Source organism: Lysobacter arenosi (assembly GCF_016613475.2).
Taxonomy (GTDB): Bacteria; Pseudomonadota; Gammaproteobacteria; order Xanthomonadales; family Xanthomonadaceae; genus Lysobacter_J; species Lysobacter_J arenosi.
Genome location: NZ_CP071517.1, coordinates 295,995 through 312,049, shown reverse-complemented (window position 1 = coordinate 312,049; position 16,055 = coordinate 295,995). Strand labels below are relative to the sequence as shown.

Genomic DNA, 16,055 nt, shown 5'->3' with positions numbered 1-16,055 from the left:
TAGCATCGGCACATGGCCGGCCAGTACGCGCAGCCCATCGCCGCGACCGGTCAGTCGGCGAGTTCGCGCTGGGTCTTCTTCGGCAGTTTCTCGCGGACCAGTTCGTAGCTGCGCCGGACCAGGTCGCGCAGCTCCTTGGCGGGAACCCGCTTGGGCTGTTCGATGTAGACCCAGTGCGCCCGCGCCAGGTAGGGGGCGGGGATGAAGCCCGGCCGCTCGGTCAGCTCGAGGAACCTCTCGTCTTCGACCTTGAAACTCATGCTGCCGGCCTTCGGCCCGCGCAGGCAGATCACGCAGAACATCTTCCCGGCCAGCGAGAAGACCAGGTCGTCCTCCCACTTCACCGACTCCTCGACCCCCGGCCACGGCTCCAGCCAGGTCCGCAACGTGTCTTCGTTCATATGCTCATTCCCTGCCCCCGCCCCGCCGGCTGGCCGATGAACGGCCCCCGCCCAAGGGCGTCTTGTGAAGATTGTGAATACGCCTCAGCGGGGAAGTGTGCCAATATCCGCCCATGGCCGCGCGCGAACGACTCCCGCCTTGGCACGAAAGAATGCGCCTTCCCAACGGGCGCGAAGTGCTGATACGCCCGATTCGGCCCGAAGACGCCGAACCCATCCGCGCGAGCTTCTCCCTGCTAGAACCCGAAGAGGTCCGCCAGCGCTTTCTGTATGCGCTCAAGGAGCTGACCACGGACATGGCAGACCGGATGACGCGCATCAACCCCAAGACTGAATTCGCACTGGTCGCGGCCGAACCGCTGCCGCCGGGCGAAGCCCTGGTCGGCGCGGTGGCGCGCATCGCCATCGACGAGAACGGGAAGGACGCCGAGTTCGCCATCCTGGTCAGCCACTATGTGGCTGGCATGGGCCTGGGCCGGTACCTGATGACGCGGCTGGTGAAGTGGGCCCGCGGCAAGAAGCTCGACCGTGTTTACGGGGATGTGTTCGAGCACAACCAGGCGATGCTTTCGCTGGCCGAGTCGCTGGGCTTCCAGCGCGAGTTCCAGCAGGACGCACCCGGCCTGATCCGGGTCGCACTGGACCTGAAGGCACGCAAAGCCTGACCTGTCCGCAAGGACGACGTGGTCGCGTTCAATTCTTTGCTCGGGGGGCCTAGCGGCAAGGTGCTGCCGCGCGTCCATGGAAGGACCCCACCTTCCGGACCTGCCATGACCGTTAATGAAGAACGCCTCAACCAGTTCCTGGGCCACGCCGTGGGTGACCTCGGCGCGGCGATGAGCGCCACGCTGATGCTGGTCGGCGACCAGCTCGGCCTGTACCGCGCCCTGGCGAAGCGACCGATGACCTCGGTGCAACTGGCATCGGAAACCGACACCAACGAACGCTACGTGCGCGAATGGCTCGGCAACCAGGCCGCAGGTGGTTATGTCGAGTACGACGCCGCCGCCGACACCTACTCGTTGAGCCCGGAACAGGCGCTGTGCCTGGCCGATCCGGGCGGACCGGTCGACCTGCCCGGCGCGTATTCGCTGGTCGAGGCGACGTTCCATGCGCTGGAGCGCACCAAGGAAAATTTCCGCACCGGCAAGGGCATGGAATGGGGTGAGCACCATCCGTGCCTGTTCCACGGCACCGAGCGTTTCTTCCGCGCCGGTTACAACGCCAACCTGATCACCAGCTGGCTGCCGGCGCTCGATGGCGTGCTCGAGAAACTCAAGGCCGGCGGCAAGGCCGCGGACGTCGGTTGCGGTCATGGTGCGAGCACCACGCTGATGGCGCAGGCGTTTCCGAAATCGAGTTTCATCGGCTACGACTACCACGCTGGTTCGATAGAAGTGGCCAGTGAACGCGCCCGCCAGGCGCGCGTCGACAACGCCTATTTCGAAGTCGCCGACGCCACCAGCTACAGCGGCAACCACTTCGACCTGATCGCGTTCTTCGACTGCCTGCATGACATGGCCGACCCGGTCGGCGCCGCGCGGCATGCATTGCACGCACTCAAGCCCGACGGCACCTGTCTGCTGGTCGAACCTTTCGCCGGCGACAGCGTCGAGGAGAACCTCAACCCGGTCGGTCGGGTCTACTACGGTGCGTCGTCGCAGATCTGCGTGCCGGTATCGCTGGCGCGCAATGGGCCAGCGCTCGGGGCGCAGGCCGGAGAGGCGCGGTTGCGCGCCGTGCTGGAGGAAGCCGGATTCAAGCGCTTCCGTCGGGCCACGCAGACACCGTTCAACCTGGTGCTGGAAGCGCGGCCGTAACGCGTCGTCGATGCAGCAGGAGCCAGCGGGCTGGCTCCTGCGCAAGTGCGTGCGTGATCAGACGATCGTCAGGGTGACGTCGATGTTGCCGCGGGTCGCGTTCGAGTACGGGCAGACCTGGTGGGCCTTTTCGACCAGCGCTTCGGCCTGCTCGCGCGACAGGCCCGGCAGCGAGATCTTCAGCTCGGCCTGGATGCCGAACGCCTGGCCGACCGGGCCGATGCCGACGTTGCCTTCGATGCTGGCGTCTGCCGGGAACGCGATCTTCTCGCGCGAGGCGACGACCTTCAGTGCGCCGATGAAGCAGGCCGAGTAGCCGGCAGCGAACAGCTGCTCCGGGTTGGTGCCTTCGCCGCCGGCGCCACCGAGTTCGCGCGGCGTGGTGAGCTTGACGTCGAGCACGTTGTCGGACGAGACGGCGCGGCCGTCGCGACCGCCGGTGACGGTGGCATGGGCGGTGTAGAGGACTTTGTCGAGGGACATGGGATGACTCCTTTGGGGGTTTGCTGGGGGGCTTGCGTGAAGTGCCGTTGCCGGCGGTGGCCTGTACCTAGTGCAATAGTTGATCGTGCACTATGTATATGTCAGGCGTGCGGGTGCTCATGCGTTCTTCGCCAGGCTCCCGCGCAGGGACTCGAGCTGGTGCTTGAGCGACACCATCTCGTCGATCGAGCACTCGGCGGCGCAGACCAGGTCGGCCGGCACCGTCCGCGCCTTCGCCTTGAGCGCGCGCCCTTCCTGGGTCAACGCGATGATGACTTGGCGCTCGTCATCGAGCGCGCGGGTACGGGTGATCAGGCCGGCGGTCTGCATCCGCTTGAGCAGCGGCGTCAGCGTCGCCGAGTCCAGGAACAGGCGCTCGCCGATCTCGCTGACCGTAATTCCGTCGCGCTCCCACAGCACCAGCATCGCCAGGTACTGCGGGTAGGTCAGGCCGAGCGGGCCGAGCAGCTTGCGGTAGACCTTGTTCAGCGCCAGCCCGGTCGAGTACAGGGCGAAGCACAGCTGCTCGTCGAGCGTCTGCGGCGCCTTGGTCTTCGATGGCTTGGTGGCTGCGGTCTTCATGCTGCGCACTTTACATAGCGCGCTATCTACTTGCAAGCGATCATTATCGCGGCCACTGGAACACTGCGGTCCAGGCCGGGCGTCCCGGGTCCTCCCCGCCCCACTCACGTAAAATGCAGCCTCTTTGCGCTGGCGGCGATGGCTGCCGGCGCTGCACTCGTTTTCCCGATCGCGAAAACCGGAAGAGATCCCCTGATGCCGAAGTCCGATTTTCCCACTCCGCCCTTGCCCAAGGCCGGACAGCAGCGCGCCTGGTGGCGCGCGCCGGCATCGCCTTCCGCGCTGGCCTTCCACATCGCATCGGCGGCGCGTGCGCACGCGGGCCCGGTGCTCGCGGTTGCGCGCGACAACCAGACCGCTCACCAGCTCGAGTCCGACCTGCAAACGCTACTGGCCGGACAGACCGAAGTGCCGGTGCTGGCATTCCCGGACTGGGAAACCCTGCCCTACGACATCTTCAGCCCGCATCCGGACATCGTCAGCCAGCGCCTGTCGGCACTGCATCGCCTGCCGACGCTCAAGCGCGGGATCGTGGTGGTACCCGTCCAGACCCTGCTGCAGCGCCTGGCACCGCTCAAGCACATCGTCGGCGGCAGCTTCGACGTGAAGCTGGGCCAGCGCCTGGACTTGGACGCGGAGAAGCGCCGGCTCGAATCGGCCGGATATCGCCACGTGCCGCAGGTGCTCGACCCGGGTGACTTCGCCGTGCGCGGCGGCCTGCTCGATGTCTATCCGATGGGCGCCGAACAGCCGTTCCGCGTCGAACTGCTCGACGACGAGATCGACACCATCCGCGCCTTCGATCCGGAGTCGCAGCGTTCGCTCGACAAGATCGACTCGGTGCACCTGCTGCCGGGCCGCGAAGTCCCGCTCGATGACGCCTCGCTCAAGCGCGCGCTCGACGCCCTGCGCGACCGCTTCGATCTCGACACCCGTCGCAGCGCGCTCTACCAGGATCTCAAGGCCGGCCTCACGCCGCCGGGCATCGAGTACTACCTGCCGCTGTTCTTCGACAAGACCGCGACGCTGTTCGACTACCTCGGCGACGACATGCTGCCGGTGATCGGCGACGGCGCCTTCGAGGCAGCCGAGCAGTTCTGGACCAACACGGGCGAACGCTACGAGCAGCGGCGCCACGATCTCGAACGTCCCCTGCTGCCGCCGGATACCCTGTACCTGGCTCCGAATGCGCTGCGCGAGCGCCTCAACGAAGGCAACCGCGTCGAAGTCTGCGGCGAAGGCCATCCGCAACGCGATCGCGCGCAGGCCCTGGGTGACCAGCCGGCGCCGGCATTGCCGATCGCCGCCCGCGACCACGCGCCGGCGGATGCGCTCAAGTCATTCCTCGGCAGCTATCCCGGACGCGTGCTGATCGCCGCCGATTCGGCAGGTCGCCGCGAGGCGCTGCTGGAACTGTTGCAGGCGGCCGACCTCCGGCCCGATGTCGTGACGGGCTGGCCGGCATTCGCCCCGGCGCAGAGCCGGTTCGCGATCGCAGTCGCACCGTTCGACGACGGCTTCGCCATCAGCGAGCCGGCGATCGCGGTCCTTACCGAGCGCCAGCTGTTTCCCGAGCGCGCAAGCCAGCCGCGGCGCCGACGCCGCGTCGGCCGCGAACCCGAAGCGATCATCCGCGACCTGGGTGAACTCAGCGAAGGCGCGCCGATCGTCCACGAGGATCACGGCGTCGGTCGCTACCGCGGCCTGATCACGCTGGAAGCCGGCGGTCTGCCGGGCGAGTACCTGGAGATCGAATACGCCAAGGGCGACCGGCTGTATGTGCCGGTCGCGCAACTGCACCTGATCAACCGCTACTCCGGCGCCTCCGACGAAACCGCGCCGCTGCATTCGCTCGGTGGCGAGCAGTGGACCAAGGCCAAGCGCAAGGCGGCGGAGAAGGTCCGCGACGTCGCTGCCGAACTGCTCGAGATCCAGGCCAAGCGCCAGGCCCGCGCAGGGCTTGCGATCGACATCGACCGCAGCATGTACGAGCCGTTCGCCGCCGCGTTCCCGTTCGAGGAGACGCCCGACCAGCATTCGGCGATCGAGGCGGTGATCCGCGACCTGGGCTCGAGCCAGCCGATGGACCGCGTGATCTGCGGCGACGTCGGCTTCGGCAAGACCGAAGTCGCGGTGCGTGCCGCCTTCGTCGCCGCCGCCGCCGGCAAGCAGGTCGCAGTGCTGGTGCCGACCACGCTGCTGGCCGAGCAGCACTACCGCACCATGCGCGACCGCTTCGCCGACTGGCCGCTCAAGGTCGAGGTGCTGTCGCGCTTCAAGACCGCCAAGGAGATCAAGGCCGAACTGGAGAAGGTGGCCGAGGGCAAGATCGACGTCGTCGTCGGCACCCACCGTCTGCTGCAGCCGGACGTGCGCTTCAAGGACCTGGGCGCGGTGATCGTCGACGAGGAGCAGCGCTTCGGCGTCCGCCAGAAGGAGGCGCTGAAGGCACTGCGTGCCAACGTCCACCTGCTGACGATGACCGCCACGCCCATTCCGCGCACACTCAACATGGCCATGGCCGGCCTGCGTGACCTGTCGATCATCGCCACCCCGCCGGCGCATCGCCTGGCGGTGCAGACGTTCGTGGTGCCGTGGGATGACGCGCAGCTGCGCGAGGCGTTCCAGCGCGAACTGTCGCGCGGCGGCCAGGTGTACTTCCTGCACAACGACGTCGAGAGCATCGGCCGCATGCAGCGCCAGCTGGAGGAACTGGTGCCGGAGGCGCGCATCGGCGTCGCCCACGGCCAGATGCCCGAGCGCGAACTGGAACGGGTGATGCTCGACTTCCACAAGCAGCGCTTCAACGTGCTGCTGTCGACGACGATCATCGAATCGGGCATCGACATCCCCAACGCCAACACCATCATCATGAACCGCGCCGACAAGTTCGGCCTGGCGCAGCTGCACCAGCTGCGTGGTCGCGTCGGTCGTTCCCACCACCGTGCCTATGCCTACCTGGTGGTGCCGGACAAGAAATCGATCACCGCCGATGCGCGCAAGCGCCTGGATGCGATCGCGGCGATGGACGAGCTCGGCGCCGGCTTCACCCTGGCCACGCACGACCTGGAAATCCGCGGCGCCGGCGAACTGCTCGGCGAGGAACAGAGCGGACAGATGGCCGAGGTCGGTTTCAGCCTCTACACCGAGCTGCTCGAACGCGCGGTTCGCTCGATCAAGCGTGGCGAACTGCCCGATGTCGACGGCAGCCATGCCCGCGGCGCCGACGTCGAACTGCACGTGCCAGCACTGATACCGGACGACTACCTGCCTGACGTGCACACGCGCCTGACGCTGTACAAGCGCATCAGCGGCGCACGTGACGCCGATGAGCTGCGCGAACTGCAGGTGGAGATGATCGACCGCTTCGGCCTGCTGCCGGACGCGGCCAAGCACCTGTTCGCCATTGCCGAGCTCAAGCAGCGCGCGACCACGCTGGGCATCCGCAAGCTCGACCTGGGCGAAAAGGGCGGGCGCGTGCAGTTCGTCGAGAAGCCGAACGTCGATCCGATGGCGATCATCAAGCTCATCCAGGGCCAGCCAAAGCTCTACCGGATGGAGGGACCGGACAAGCTGCGCATGACCCTGGAACTGCCCGATGCACAGTCGCGGCTGCTGGCGGCGCGCGGAATCGTCACGGCATTGCAGCCGGCCTGACATGCCGGGGACGGCGACAGGGTTGCGGGGAAGACGCTATCGTTGCGCGGCAACCCTGCCGCGGAACGCTCGATGAAGCTCACCCTGCCCTGCCTGCTTGCCCTCGCCCTCCTCGCCGGTTGCGTGACCCGACCGCCGCCGGCGACCACCTTCACGCTGGTGCGGCATGCCGAGAAGGTGCCCGATGGCTCGAAAGACCCGGAGCTGACCCCGGCCGGACTGGCCCGTGCCGACGCGCTGGCGGTGCGGCTGGCCGACGCACCGCTCGATGCCGTCTATTCCACGGACTTCCGCCGAACACAGCAGACTGCGGCACCGACTGCGCGCGGACATCACCTCACGGTGATCACCTATGACGCAAAGGAATCCGCGGCCGACTTCTCGACCCGGCTCAAGCGCGAGCACGCCGGGCAAAGCGTGCTCGTGGTCGGTCATAGCAACACCATTCCCGGCATCGCATCGGCACTGTGCAGCTGCGCGGTGGCGGAGATGAGCGAGGCCGAGTACGACCGGCTGACGACGGTGCGCATCGCCGCCGATGGCAAGGCGACGCTCGAGGAAGGCCGGCAGTAGCTATAGCTGCGACTCGACCGGCAGCCAGCCGATCACGCGCGCAATCGCGCGCCTGCCGATGCCTACCGCCGGTTCGTGCGTCCATTCCCGTGGCGGCTGCGCCGAGCCGTCGCGCCAGCGCAGTTCGCCATCGTCGAGCCACAGCTTGTAGCTGTTGGACGCACTGGTCTTGGCCTCGAAGGTCCGCTGCAGGTCGCCGCTGAGCTGGCGGTCGCTGAAGAGGATGCCCATCTCGGTGTTGAGGTTGATCGAGCGTGGGTCGAGATTGAACGAGCCGACGAAACCAACGTTGCCGTCGGCCACGAATGCCTTGGTGTGCAGGCTGGCATCGCTGGAACCGAAGCCACTGCCACCACTGCCACTGCCCCGGCCACCCCCGCCGCCACGTGACATCAGCTCGAACAGGTCGACTCCGCCCTCGAGCAGCGGCAATCGATACGGTGCGTAACCGCCATGGACCGCGGCGACATCGGTGGCGGCCAGTGAGTTGGTCAGGACACCGACGTGGACGCCGCGCTTGCGCATGCCCACCAGTGCGGCGACGCCCTGGTCGCCCGGCACGAAGTATGGCGAGATGATGAAAAGCTCGCGTCGCGCGGCCATCGCCGCCGGCACCAGCACGTCGGCCAGCCAGCCCTTGCGTGGCGCGCCCTCGGCCTTCGCCGGCGGATCGGAATAGACGTGCGCGTCGCGCGTCCAGCGCGGCAGTTTCTCGCCGCGCAGCACTGCCGCAATCGTCGGCGACTGGCGCAGCTTGGCCAGGTAGGGGTGGGCGTTGCGCGACTTGTATTCGAGGTCGACGATCCGCCGCAAACGCTGCAGCGACACCTCGTCGCTGTCGACCAGGGCCGACAGCGGAATGGCCGACGGACTGTTCCAGAAGGCGTCGAAGATCGCGGCGGTTTCCTGCACCGGCGGCCCGATCACGGCCAGGTCGGCATCCATGAAATTCGATTGCGACGACGCGCCGAAGTACTCGTCGCCGATGTTGCGGCCACCGACCACCGCGATCCGGCCGTCGACGATCCACGCCTTGTTGTGCATGCGACGGTTGAGGCTGAATCCGCGCAGCAGCATCTCCACGCCGCGCATGAAACTCGAGGCGCGTCCGCGCGACGGGTTGAACATCCGCACTTCGACCTTCTCGTGCTGATCCAGCGCCGCCAGCACCGAATCCTTCTTGTGCGAGTTGAGGTCGTCCAGCAGCAGGCGCACGCGGACGCCGCGATCGGCCGCGCGCAGGACTTCGTGGACGATCAGGTTGCCGGTCAAGTCCGGCTTCCAGATGTAGTACTGGAGGTCGAGGCTTCGGCCGGCAGCGCGTGCACTGACTGCGCGCACGGCAAACGCATCGAGGTTGTCGTTGATCAGCGACAGCCCGGCCTCGCCCGCGTGCGCCTGCGTCATCGGCGCGATCGCCCGGTCGACCGGTGTCTCGACCCGATCGGCCGCGATGGCCTGCGACGGTGCGCCGCGCGCGTAATGGGCAAAGCGGCCATAGCTGAAGACCGATGCCGCCGAGGCAACGAGCAGCACGACGACAGTGATACCCACCCAGCGGAGCTTCCTGGTCATGGTGTTCCCGGTAGTGACGCGGATGGGAAGGCGCGGGCCGATTCTAGCCATGGCGCCTGCACGACCGCTTCACATCGGCGCTTACAATTGAGGCCATGAGCCGACTGACAAGATCGCTTGCCTGCGCCGCACTGATCCTCCTCCTGGCCGGCTGTGCCAGCCCGGTGCGCGACGCCATCCAGGTCTCGGGCAACCAGCAGTTCACGCTGCGACCGGGCGAGCGGGCCACCCTGCCCGGACAATCTTCACTGCGTTACACCGGCGTGGCCAACGACTCACGCTGCCCGCCGACGGTGCAGTGCGTGTGGGCCGGCGACGCGGAGGTGAAGCTGGTGTTCGAACAGGCCGGCAAGGATGCCGACGTCGTGCTGCACAGCGCAAACCCGGCGCCGCAACCGATGGGGCCGTGGTCACTCACGCTGGTCGGGCTGGAACGCGGCGCCGCACCGGCTGCCACGCTGCGGCTGGAAAACGGCGAAGGCGGCGGAGGCTAGCGTTCGCTGGCCGTAACGGGCTGTTTCATCAAACGCTACGCAGCCGCCAGCGATGGCATGCCAAGCTGCGGCGCATCAGTCACGACGAGGAACCGACATGACCACGATCGTCTCACCGCGCGTACACGACCTCGGCGGATTCCAGGTGCGACGCGCCGTGCCCAGCATCCAGGCGCGATCGGTCGGCCCGTTCGTGTTCGTCGACCACATGGGCCCGGCGGTGTTCGAAGTGGGACGCGGCATCGATGTCCGCCCGCATCCGCACATCGGCCTGGCCACGGTGACCTTCCTTTGGTCGGGCACGATCACGCACCGCGACACGCTCGGCAGCTACCAGGACATCAATCCCGGCGACGTCAACTGGATGACGGCCGGACGCGGCATCGCCCACTCCGAGCGCACGCCAGCGACCCTGCGCGAACACGAGCATCCGCTGCACGGCATGCAGACCTGGGTCGCACTGCCGCGCTCGGAAGAAGAAGCCTCTCCCGGCTTCTTCCACCACCCGGCCGCCTCCCTGCCGCAGCAGCGCCGCAATGGCAGCTGGCTGCGCGTCGTCGCCGGTCGCGGTTATGGCGAGGAGTCGCCGGTGAAGGTCTACAACGGAACCCTGTACGTCGCCATCGACCTGGACGCCGATGCCGAGCTGCCGCTCGACGACGGCCATGCCGAACGGGCGTTGTATGTGCTGGAAGGTGACGCCCAGCTCGACGGCGCCGACATCCCGGCGATGCACCTGGTCGTGCTCGACCCCGGCACCCGGCCGAAGCTGCGGGCGCGGACCCCGGTCAAGGCCATGTTGCTGGGCGGGGAGCCGCTGGACGGTCCACGCCACATGTGGTGGAACTTCGTGTCCAGCTCCAAGGAGCGGATCGAGCAGGCCAAGCAGGACTGGCTGGAGGGACGGTTCGGCAAGGTCCCGGGCGACGACGAGTTCATCCCCCTGCCGGAGCGCTGAGGCCGCCTGGGAGCCCTCGCCGCTGCTTTCGGCCCCCTCCGGGCCGGACCGCCCCCCGGTCCGGCCGGATCCATAAGCCAGGTCACCCGCCTATTAAGCAACGTTATTTGTCAAGTGCCGTTTTCTGGACTATGTTCGGTCCAGATCGGGCAACTTGATCACGTTTTGGTCAAACCGGTCTGGTGTTCAGGGGTTTGGGGCTGTTAGGCAATTGACCACAGGGGGTTAGTCGTGAAAACGACGGCATGGCGTATGTCGGCCTTGCCCGTGCTCGCCGGGCTCATGTTCGCGGCGAACGCACAGGCACAGGACCAGGGGACGTGTCCGCAACTGCCCGCAAGCTCGGGGCTGGTCTGGGAGTACAAGGGCAGCGGTGGAGCCGACTTCTGTCGCGCACTACGTGAGGACGGCTCGGAGGCATTCGGCCTGTACATCTCGGCGAAGTCACCGTTCGCGCCCAAGCGCGGCAATCGTGCCGAAGCCGGAATGATCGATGGGCAGAGCATGTACTGGTACAAGGGCGAGGTCGCGATCAAGCCCGACATGCAGGTACGTGAAACGCTGATCGAGCTGCCGGACGGTCGCACCGCGCACATCTGGCTGCAGGCCAGCGATGGACAGCTTGGCAACTCGATCATGCTGGCGCAGTCGATCCGGTTCCCGGCAACGCGACTGAGCAGCAAGTAAGCAACCGTGGATGCCGCGGCCTGGCCGCGGCTCGCGGGCGCGTGCGCGCACCGCTGCAAGTACCAACAGGCAAGCCCGCCTGCTGGCGAGCTGACGTGCCTGCCGGCACATGCATTGCGATCATCTGCCGCCGACCTGGCTGCACGCGCACATCGGGTCAACATCACTCCGGCTCTACAGCCGCCTCCTAAGATGGGCCGGCCCCGCCCTGCGGCTGGGTGCATCCACTGCATCAGCACCGCCCGGGCGGAACGTTGGCAGTACGACCCGGGCTTCCGTCACTTCGCAAGGAAGGAACTGGAGGCAGCATGATCAAGCGTCTAGGGGCAGAGTTCATCGGCACGTTCTGGCTGGTACTGGGCGGTTGCGGCAGCGCAGTGCTGGCGGCCAATTTCGGCGGCGATGGCAACCCGCTCGGCATCGGCTTCGTCGGCGTGTCGCTCGCTTTCGGCCTGACGGTGCTGACCGGCGCCTACGCGCTCGGCCACATCTCCGGCGGTCACTTCAATCCGGCGGTGAGCTTCGGCCTGTGGGCCGGCGGTCGCTTCCCGGCGCGTGATCTTCTTCCCTACATCATTGCGCAGGTGCTCGGCGGCCTGTTCGCCGGTTTCATCCTGTGGCACATCGCCAGCGGCACGGCCACGTTCGCGGTCGATCCCAATGCGGCCGGTGCGTTCGCCAGCAACGGCTACGGTTCGCATTCGCCGGGCGGCTATTCGATTGCCGCGGCGTTCCTGTGCGAGATCGTGATGACGGCGATGTTCCTGGTGGTGATCCTCGGCGCGACGCACCCGCGCGCACCGGCGGGCTTCGGACCACTGGCGATCGGCCTGGCACTGACCCTGATCCATCTGATCAGCATCCCGGTCACCAACACGTCGGTGAATCCGGCGCGTTCGACCGGTGTCGCGGTGTTCGCCGGCGCAGCCGCGATTTCGCAGCTGTGGCTGTTCTGGGTCGCTCCGATCGCGGGCGGACTGCTCGGCGGCGTGATCTATCGCTGGCTGGGGGATGACGCCCAGCGCTGAGGATGGTTTCAGGAAATGCAAACGGGCCGCGATGCGGCCCGTTTGTTCCTGCGCCTTTAGAACCGGCCTTCCTGGAAATCGACGAAGGCCTGCATGATCTGCTCCTTCGTGTTCATCACGAACGGACCGTAGCGCGCCACCGGCTCACGCAGCGGACGACCGGCGACCAGGATCACGCGCACGCCCTTGAGGCCTGCCCTGAGCTTGAACACGCGACCGCCGTTGAGCACCGCCAACTGCTGCGTCGACAACGGCCGCGCATCGTCGCCATCGCCGATCGTGCCCTCGCCTTCGAATGCGTAGGCGAATGCGTTGTGGCCATCGGGCAACTCGTACTGCCACGACGTTCCCGCAGCCAGCTCGATGTCGAGGTAAACCGGATCGGTTGCCGGCTGCTGGATGGGACCGGCGACGTCGCCGATGCGACCGGCGATCAGCTTCACGGTCACGCCCGGTGCCGGCTGCAATTGCGGGATGCGATCGGGAGCAAATTCCTGGTACTGCGGCTCCGCCATCTTCTCGCTCGCCGGCAGGTTCACCCACAGCTGGAAACCGCGCATGCGGCCTTCGTGCTGCTCGGGCATTTCCGAATGCACCAGGCCACGACCGGCGGTCATCCATTGCACGCTGCCGGGCACCAGCACGCCCTCGTTGCCGTGGTTGTCCTTGTGGCGCATGCGCCCGTCGAGCATGTAGGTGACCGTCTCGAAACCGCGATGCGGATGATCGGGGAAACCGGCCAGGTAGTCCTCGGGCTTGTCGGTGCCGAACTCGTCGAGCATCAGGAACGGATCGAGCATGTCCAGCTGCGGGGTACCGATGACGCGGGTCAGGCGTACGCCGGCGCCGTCGGAGGCCGGCATGCCGCGGATGACGCGACCGATGCGGGCAAAGTCCTGGCTGATGTCGGGGTGGCTCATGGCGTACTCCGGATTACTGGTTGACTGCCCGTCAATGTCGGGTGCGCGCCGCAGGGCCGCCAGCATCGCCGATGGAACGATCCATTACAGCGCGCGGACGGCAGCCCGGGCTCAGGCGCGCCGGCTGATCACGTAGACCGTCGCCGGCGGCACGTTGAGCAGGACGAACTCCCCGCGCTCGACCTCAAGGCCGAGTTCCTCGACCACCTCCGCGGCGACCGGCGACTGCGGACCGTAAGTGAACTGGAGGAAGCGGCCACCCTCGCGCAGGCACTCGAACGAGGCCTGCAGGATCCCGAGCTGGGTGTCGCGCGGCATGCTCAGGAAACCCAGGCCCGACACGATCGCGTCGGCCGGTCCGTCGGCCAGGTAACCGTCGCCTGTGGCGAGCTGGACGAGGTCACGGGCGTCGCCGAGCACGATGCGCACCTGCGGGAATCGCGTGCGCAGGTGCGCGTGCAATTCCTCGTTGAGTTCCAGCACCATCAGCTCGCGACCGAGGATCCCGCGCGCAAGCAGCGCGCGGGTGATGGCCCCGGTGCCCCCGCCCAGTTCGATCACCCGGCGCGCGCCCTCGGGCAAAGCGGTGACCATCGCCGCGGCCAGGTCGCGGCCGGATGGCGCCACCGCCGCCATGCGCGCGGGATTGCGCAGCCACTGCCGGAAGAACGTCCACGAACCTTTCGGGAGCGTCAGCCGGCGCATGGGCTTACCTCAGGCGAGCCGCCGCAGGCGCCAGCAGCGGTGGATGCGGGCGTCTCGCTCGAAGTCCGGCGGGATCGTCTGCGCGCTGATGTCGACGCATTCGGCGAACTGGTCGATCGCCGCCTGGTCCAGGCGGAAACGGCGGAAGTTGTTGGAGAAGTACAGCACGCCGCCATCGGCCAGGCGCTCCACTGCCGCGCGCAGCAGGCGCACGTGCTCGGCCTGGACGTCGAAGTCTTCCGCGCGCTTGGAGTTGGAGAAGGTCGGCGGGTCGCAGAAGATCAGGTCGTACTGCTGCGTGTCCGCTTCCAGCCAGGTCAGCGCATCGGCTTGGACCAGGCGGTGACGCGTGCCGCCGACGTTGTTCTCGCGCAGGTTGTCGGCGCACCACTCCAGGTAGGTCGCCGACAGGTCGACGGTCGTGGTGCTGCGCGCGCGGCCGACCGCCGCATGCACGGTGGCCGCGCCGGTGTAGCCGAACAGGTTGAGGAAGCGCGTGTCCTCGGCTTCGGCGCCGATGCGCAGGCGCATCGGCCGGTGATCGAGGAACAGGCCGGTGTCGAGGTAGTCGAACAGGTTCACGCGCAGGCGTGCATCGCCCTCACGCACCGTCACCAGCTCGCCACGCGAATCGAACTGCCCGTACTTGCTGCCGCCCTTGCCGCGGGCGCGGGTCTTCAGGGCGACGTTCTCGCGCGGCACGGCGAACACGTCGCGCGCCGCCGCCAGCAATTCGTTGAGTCGCTTGCGCTGCACGGCCTCGGGGATGTCTGCCGGTGCCGCGTATTCCTGTACGTGCAGGAACGTGCGCGGCGTGGCCTCGTCGGTGACGTAGACGTCGATCGCCGCCGAATACTCCGGCAGGTCGGCGTCGTAGGCGCGGTAGCAGCTGATGTGCTCGCGCTCGCGCCAGGACTTGAGCTTGCGGATGTTCTTGCGCAGGCGGTTGGCGACCATCTGCGCGCCTTCCGACAACGTCGGCGCCGGCTCGTCGGCCGCGCGTTCGCGCTGCGGCGGTGCCACCGGATCGCAGACGATCAGCGTGCATTCGATCGCGCCGTTGAACAGCTGGTATTTCTTGCCGGCGCGCAGGCCGGTGGCGCGCGCCAGTTCGGCGTCGCCGCACAGGAGGCTGGCACGCCACTCCGGCACGGTGCGCTTGAGCGAATCGCCAAGGCCGCGGTACAGGGCGGCGTCGGCAGCCAGGCGGGCATCGTAGGGTGGGTTGCAGACGACGAGGCCTGGAGCGCTCTCACTCTCGGCAGTGCCGGGTGCTTCGAGCGAACGGATATCGCCGACACGCCAGTCGATCACGCCTGCCAGGCCCGCCAGCACCGCGTTGTCCTGCGCGGCGCGGATCGCATGCGGATCCAGGTCGCTGCCGAAGAACGCCGGGCGCAGGGCATTCATGCCGGTGGCCTCACGCGCACGTGCCGCGTCCACCAGCTGCTGCCACGACGACGCATCGAAGCCGAGCCAGCGGGTAGGCACGCCGTTGCCATGCCGTTGCAGGCCGGGCGCGACGTCGGCCGCCATCAGCGCGCCTTCGATCAGCAGCGTGCCGCTGCCGCACATCGGGTCGAGCAGCGCGCCGCCGGCCGCGTACACCTTCGGCCACTGCCCGCGCATCAGCACCGCGGCGGCGAGGTTTTCCTTCAGCGGTGCTTCGCCCTGCTTGCTGCGCCAGCCGCGGCGATGCATCGGGCCGCCGCCGAGGTCGATCGAGACGATCGCGCGGCCCTTGCGCACGACCAGGTTCAAACGCAGGTCGGGGGCTTCGACGTCGACGTCGGGGCGCGAACCGGTGCGGGCGCGCATCACGTCGACCACGGCGTCCTTGACGCGCTGCGCGGCGTAGCGCGCATGCGTGATCGCATCGCCGGACACATGTGCGTCGACCGCGACCGTATCGCCCTGGGCCAGGTGCTGCGGCCAGTCGATGGCGGCGGCGCCGGCGTACAGCGCGTGCTCGTCGGGGCAATCGAATTCGGCGATCGGCCACAGCACGCGGCTGGCCAGGCGCGACCACAGCACCGCACGCTGTGCATCGAGCGCGCTGCCTTCGACATTGGCACCGGCCATGGCCGCGGTTGCGCGCGTGCAGCCGAGTGCGACGAGTTCGTCGGCGAGCAGGTATTCCAGGCCCTTGCCGCAGCTTGCGAAGAATTTCAT

Annotated in this window: 15 protein-coding genes; 8 read left to right on the top strand and 7 right to left on the bottom strand. The window is 67.6% G+C overall.

Features of this window, described 5'->3' with window-relative positions; all coding sequences use genetic code 11:
* Window positions 1-50: 50 nt before the first annotated feature.
* On the bottom strand, window positions 51-401 hold the full coding sequence (locus HIV01_RS01605) for an MmcQ/YjbR family DNA-binding protein (RefSeq protein ID WP_200604540.1): 351 nt from the start codon (window positions 399-401) through the stop codon (window positions 51-53).
* Between the two features lie 113 nt (window positions 402-514).
* On the opposite strand from HIV01_RS01605, the gene HIV01_RS01600 reads away from it, so the two are divergent.
* A complete protein-coding gene (locus HIV01_RS01600; RefSeq protein ID WP_200604539.1) occupies window positions 515-1,066 on the top strand; it encodes a GNAT family N-acetyltransferase in 552 nt (183 codons plus the stop codon).
* Window positions 1,067-1,171: 105 nt separating this feature from the next.
* Complete coding sequence (locus tag HIV01_RS01595) at window positions 1,172-2,221, top strand: class I SAM-dependent methyltransferase (RefSeq protein WP_200604538.1); 1,050 nt, start codon at window positions 1,172-1,174, stop codon at window positions 2,219-2,221.
* A 57-nt stretch (window positions 2,222-2,278) separates the two neighbouring features.
* Here HIV01_RS01595 and HIV01_RS01590 read toward each other — a convergent pair whose 3' ends face one another.
* Both HIV01_RS01590 and HIV01_RS01585 read right to left on the bottom strand, forming a co-directional pair.
* Window positions 2,279-2,704, bottom strand: a complete 426-nt coding sequence (locus tag HIV01_RS01590) for an organic hydroperoxide resistance protein (protein ID WP_200604537.1) — start codon at window positions 2,702-2,704, stop codon at window positions 2,279-2,281.
* Window positions 2,705-2,821: 117 nt separating this feature from the next.
* Window positions 2,822-3,286, bottom strand: a complete 465-nt coding sequence (locus tag HIV01_RS01585; RefSeq protein ID WP_200604536.1) for a MarR family winged helix-turn-helix transcriptional regulator — start codon at window positions 3,284-3,286, stop codon at window positions 2,822-2,824.
* A 195-nt stretch (window positions 3,287-3,481) separates the two neighbouring features.
* Here HIV01_RS01585 and mfd point away from each other — a divergent pair, with 195 nt between their 5' ends.
* Window positions 3,482-6,943: a transcription-repair coupling factor gene (gene mfd / locus HIV01_RS01580; protein ID WP_200604535.1), complete on the top strand. Its 3,462-nt coding sequence runs from the start codon at window positions 3,482-3,484 to the stop codon at window positions 6,941-6,943.
* Between the two features lie 72 nt (window positions 6,944-7,015).
* Window positions 7,016-7,516: a histidine phosphatase family protein gene (locus HIV01_RS01575; protein WP_200604534.1), complete on the top strand. Its 501-nt coding sequence runs from the start codon at window positions 7,016-7,018 to the stop codon at window positions 7,514-7,516.
* Here the strand turns inward: HIV01_RS01575 and HIV01_RS01570 are convergent, their stop codons facing one another.
* Entirely contained in the window at window positions 7,517-9,091 is a 1,575-nt protein-coding gene (locus tag HIV01_RS01570; protein ID WP_200604533.1) for a phospholipase D family protein, read from the bottom strand.
* A 95-nt stretch (window positions 9,092-9,186) separates the two neighbouring features.
* Between HIV01_RS01570 and HIV01_RS01565 the strand changes: the two genes are divergently transcribed.
* The 4 genes from HIV01_RS01565 (at window position 9,187) to aqpZ (ending at window position 12,258) form a co-directional block, all read left to right on the top strand.
* Complete coding sequence (locus tag HIV01_RS01565) at window positions 9,187-9,585, top strand: hypothetical protein (protein ID WP_200604532.1); 399 nt, start codon at window positions 9,187-9,189, stop codon at window positions 9,583-9,585.
* A gap of 97 nt (window positions 9,586-9,682) precedes the next feature.
* Window positions 9,683-10,543: a pirin family protein gene (locus HIV01_RS01560; protein WP_200604531.1), complete on the top strand. Its 861-nt coding sequence runs from the start codon at window positions 9,683-9,685 to the stop codon at window positions 10,541-10,543.
* Window positions 10,544-10,795: 252 nt separating this feature from the next.
* Window positions 10,796-11,230: a hypothetical protein gene (locus tag HIV01_RS01555; protein WP_200604530.1), complete on the top strand. Its 435-nt coding sequence runs from the start codon at window positions 10,796-10,798 to the stop codon at window positions 11,228-11,230.
* A 308-nt stretch (window positions 11,231-11,538) separates the two neighbouring features.
* Entirely contained in the window at window positions 11,539-12,258 is a 720-nt protein-coding gene (aqpZ, locus tag HIV01_RS01550) for an aquaporin Z (protein ID WP_200604529.1), read from the top strand.
* A 56-nt stretch (window positions 12,259-12,314) separates the two neighbouring features.
* Here the strand turns inward: aqpZ and HIV01_RS01545 are convergent, their stop codons facing one another.
* The 3 genes from HIV01_RS01545 to rlmKL form a co-directional block, all read right to left on the bottom strand.
* Window positions 12,315-13,178, bottom strand: a complete 864-nt coding sequence (locus HIV01_RS01545; protein ID WP_200604528.1) for a pirin family protein — start codon at window positions 13,176-13,178, stop codon at window positions 12,315-12,317.
* A 111-nt stretch (window positions 13,179-13,289) separates the two neighbouring features.
* The gene (locus HIV01_RS01540; protein ID WP_200604527.1) at window positions 13,290-13,883 is read right to left on the bottom strand and encodes a class I SAM-dependent methyltransferase; all 594 of its coding nucleotides are present in this window, start codon (window positions 13,881-13,883) and stop codon (window positions 13,290-13,292) included.
* Window positions 13,884-13,892: 9 nt separating this feature from the next.
* Window positions 13,893-16,055 (bottom strand): bifunctional 23S rRNA (guanine(2069)-N(7))-methyltransferase RlmK/23S rRNA (guanine(2445)-N(2))-methyltransferase RlmL, encoded by a 2,163-nt coding sequence (rlmKL, locus tag HIV01_RS01535; protein ID WP_200604526.1) that lies wholly within the window; start codon window positions 16,053-16,055, stop codon window positions 13,893-13,895.

Bases quoted from the DNA above. Each gene is read 5' to 3' on its own strand.
- HIV01_RS01605 (WP_200604540.1), bottom strand. From the start codon at position 401: ATGAACGAAGACACGTTGCGGACCTGGCTGGAGCCGTGGCCGGGGGTC.
- HIV01_RS01600 (WP_200604539.1), top strand. From the start codon at position 515: ATGGCCGCGCGCGAACGACTCCCGCCTTGGCACGAAAGAATGCGCCTT.
- HIV01_RS01595 (WP_200604538.1), top strand. From the start codon at position 1,172: ATGACCGTTAATGAAGAACGCCTCAACCAGTTCCTGGGCCACGCCGTG.
- HIV01_RS01590 (WP_200604537.1), bottom strand. From the start codon at position 2,704: ATGTCCCTCGACAAAGTCCTCTACACCGCCCATGCCACCGTCACCGGC.
- HIV01_RS01585 (WP_200604536.1), bottom strand. From the start codon at position 3,286: ATGAAGACCGCAGCCACCAAGCCATCGAAGACCAAGGCGCCGCAGACG.
- mfd (WP_200604535.1), top strand. From the start codon at position 3,482: ATGCCGAAGTCCGATTTTCCCACTCCGCCCTTGCCCAAGGCCGGACAG.
- HIV01_RS01575 (WP_200604534.1), top strand. From the start codon at position 7,016: ATGAAGCTCACCCTGCCCTGCCTGCTTGCCCTCGCCCTCCTCGCCGGT.
- HIV01_RS01570 (WP_200604533.1), bottom strand. From the start codon at position 9,091: ATGACCAGGAAGCTCCGCTGGGTGGGTATCACTGTCGTCGTGCTGCTC.
- HIV01_RS01565 (WP_200604532.1), top strand. From the start codon at position 9,187: ATGAGCCGACTGACAAGATCGCTTGCCTGCGCCGCACTGATCCTCCTC.
- HIV01_RS01560 (WP_200604531.1), top strand. From the start codon at position 9,683: ATGACCACGATCGTCTCACCGCGCGTACACGACCTCGGCGGATTCCAG.
- HIV01_RS01555 (WP_200604530.1), top strand. From the start codon at position 10,796: ATGTCGGCCTTGCCCGTGCTCGCCGGGCTCATGTTCGCGGCGAACGCA.
- aqpZ (WP_200604529.1), top strand. From the start codon at position 11,539: ATGATCAAGCGTCTAGGGGCAGAGTTCATCGGCACGTTCTGGCTGGTA.
- HIV01_RS01545 (WP_200604528.1), bottom strand. From the start codon at position 13,178: ATGAGCCACCCCGACATCAGCCAGGACTTTGCCCGCATCGGTCGCGTC.
- HIV01_RS01540 (WP_200604527.1), bottom strand. From the start codon at position 13,883: ATGCGCCGGCTGACGCTCCCGAAAGGTTCGTGGACGTTCTTCCGGCAG.
- rlmKL (WP_200604526.1), bottom strand. From the start codon at position 16,055: ATGAAATTCTTCGCAAGCTGCGGCAAGGGCCTGGAATACCTGCTCGCC.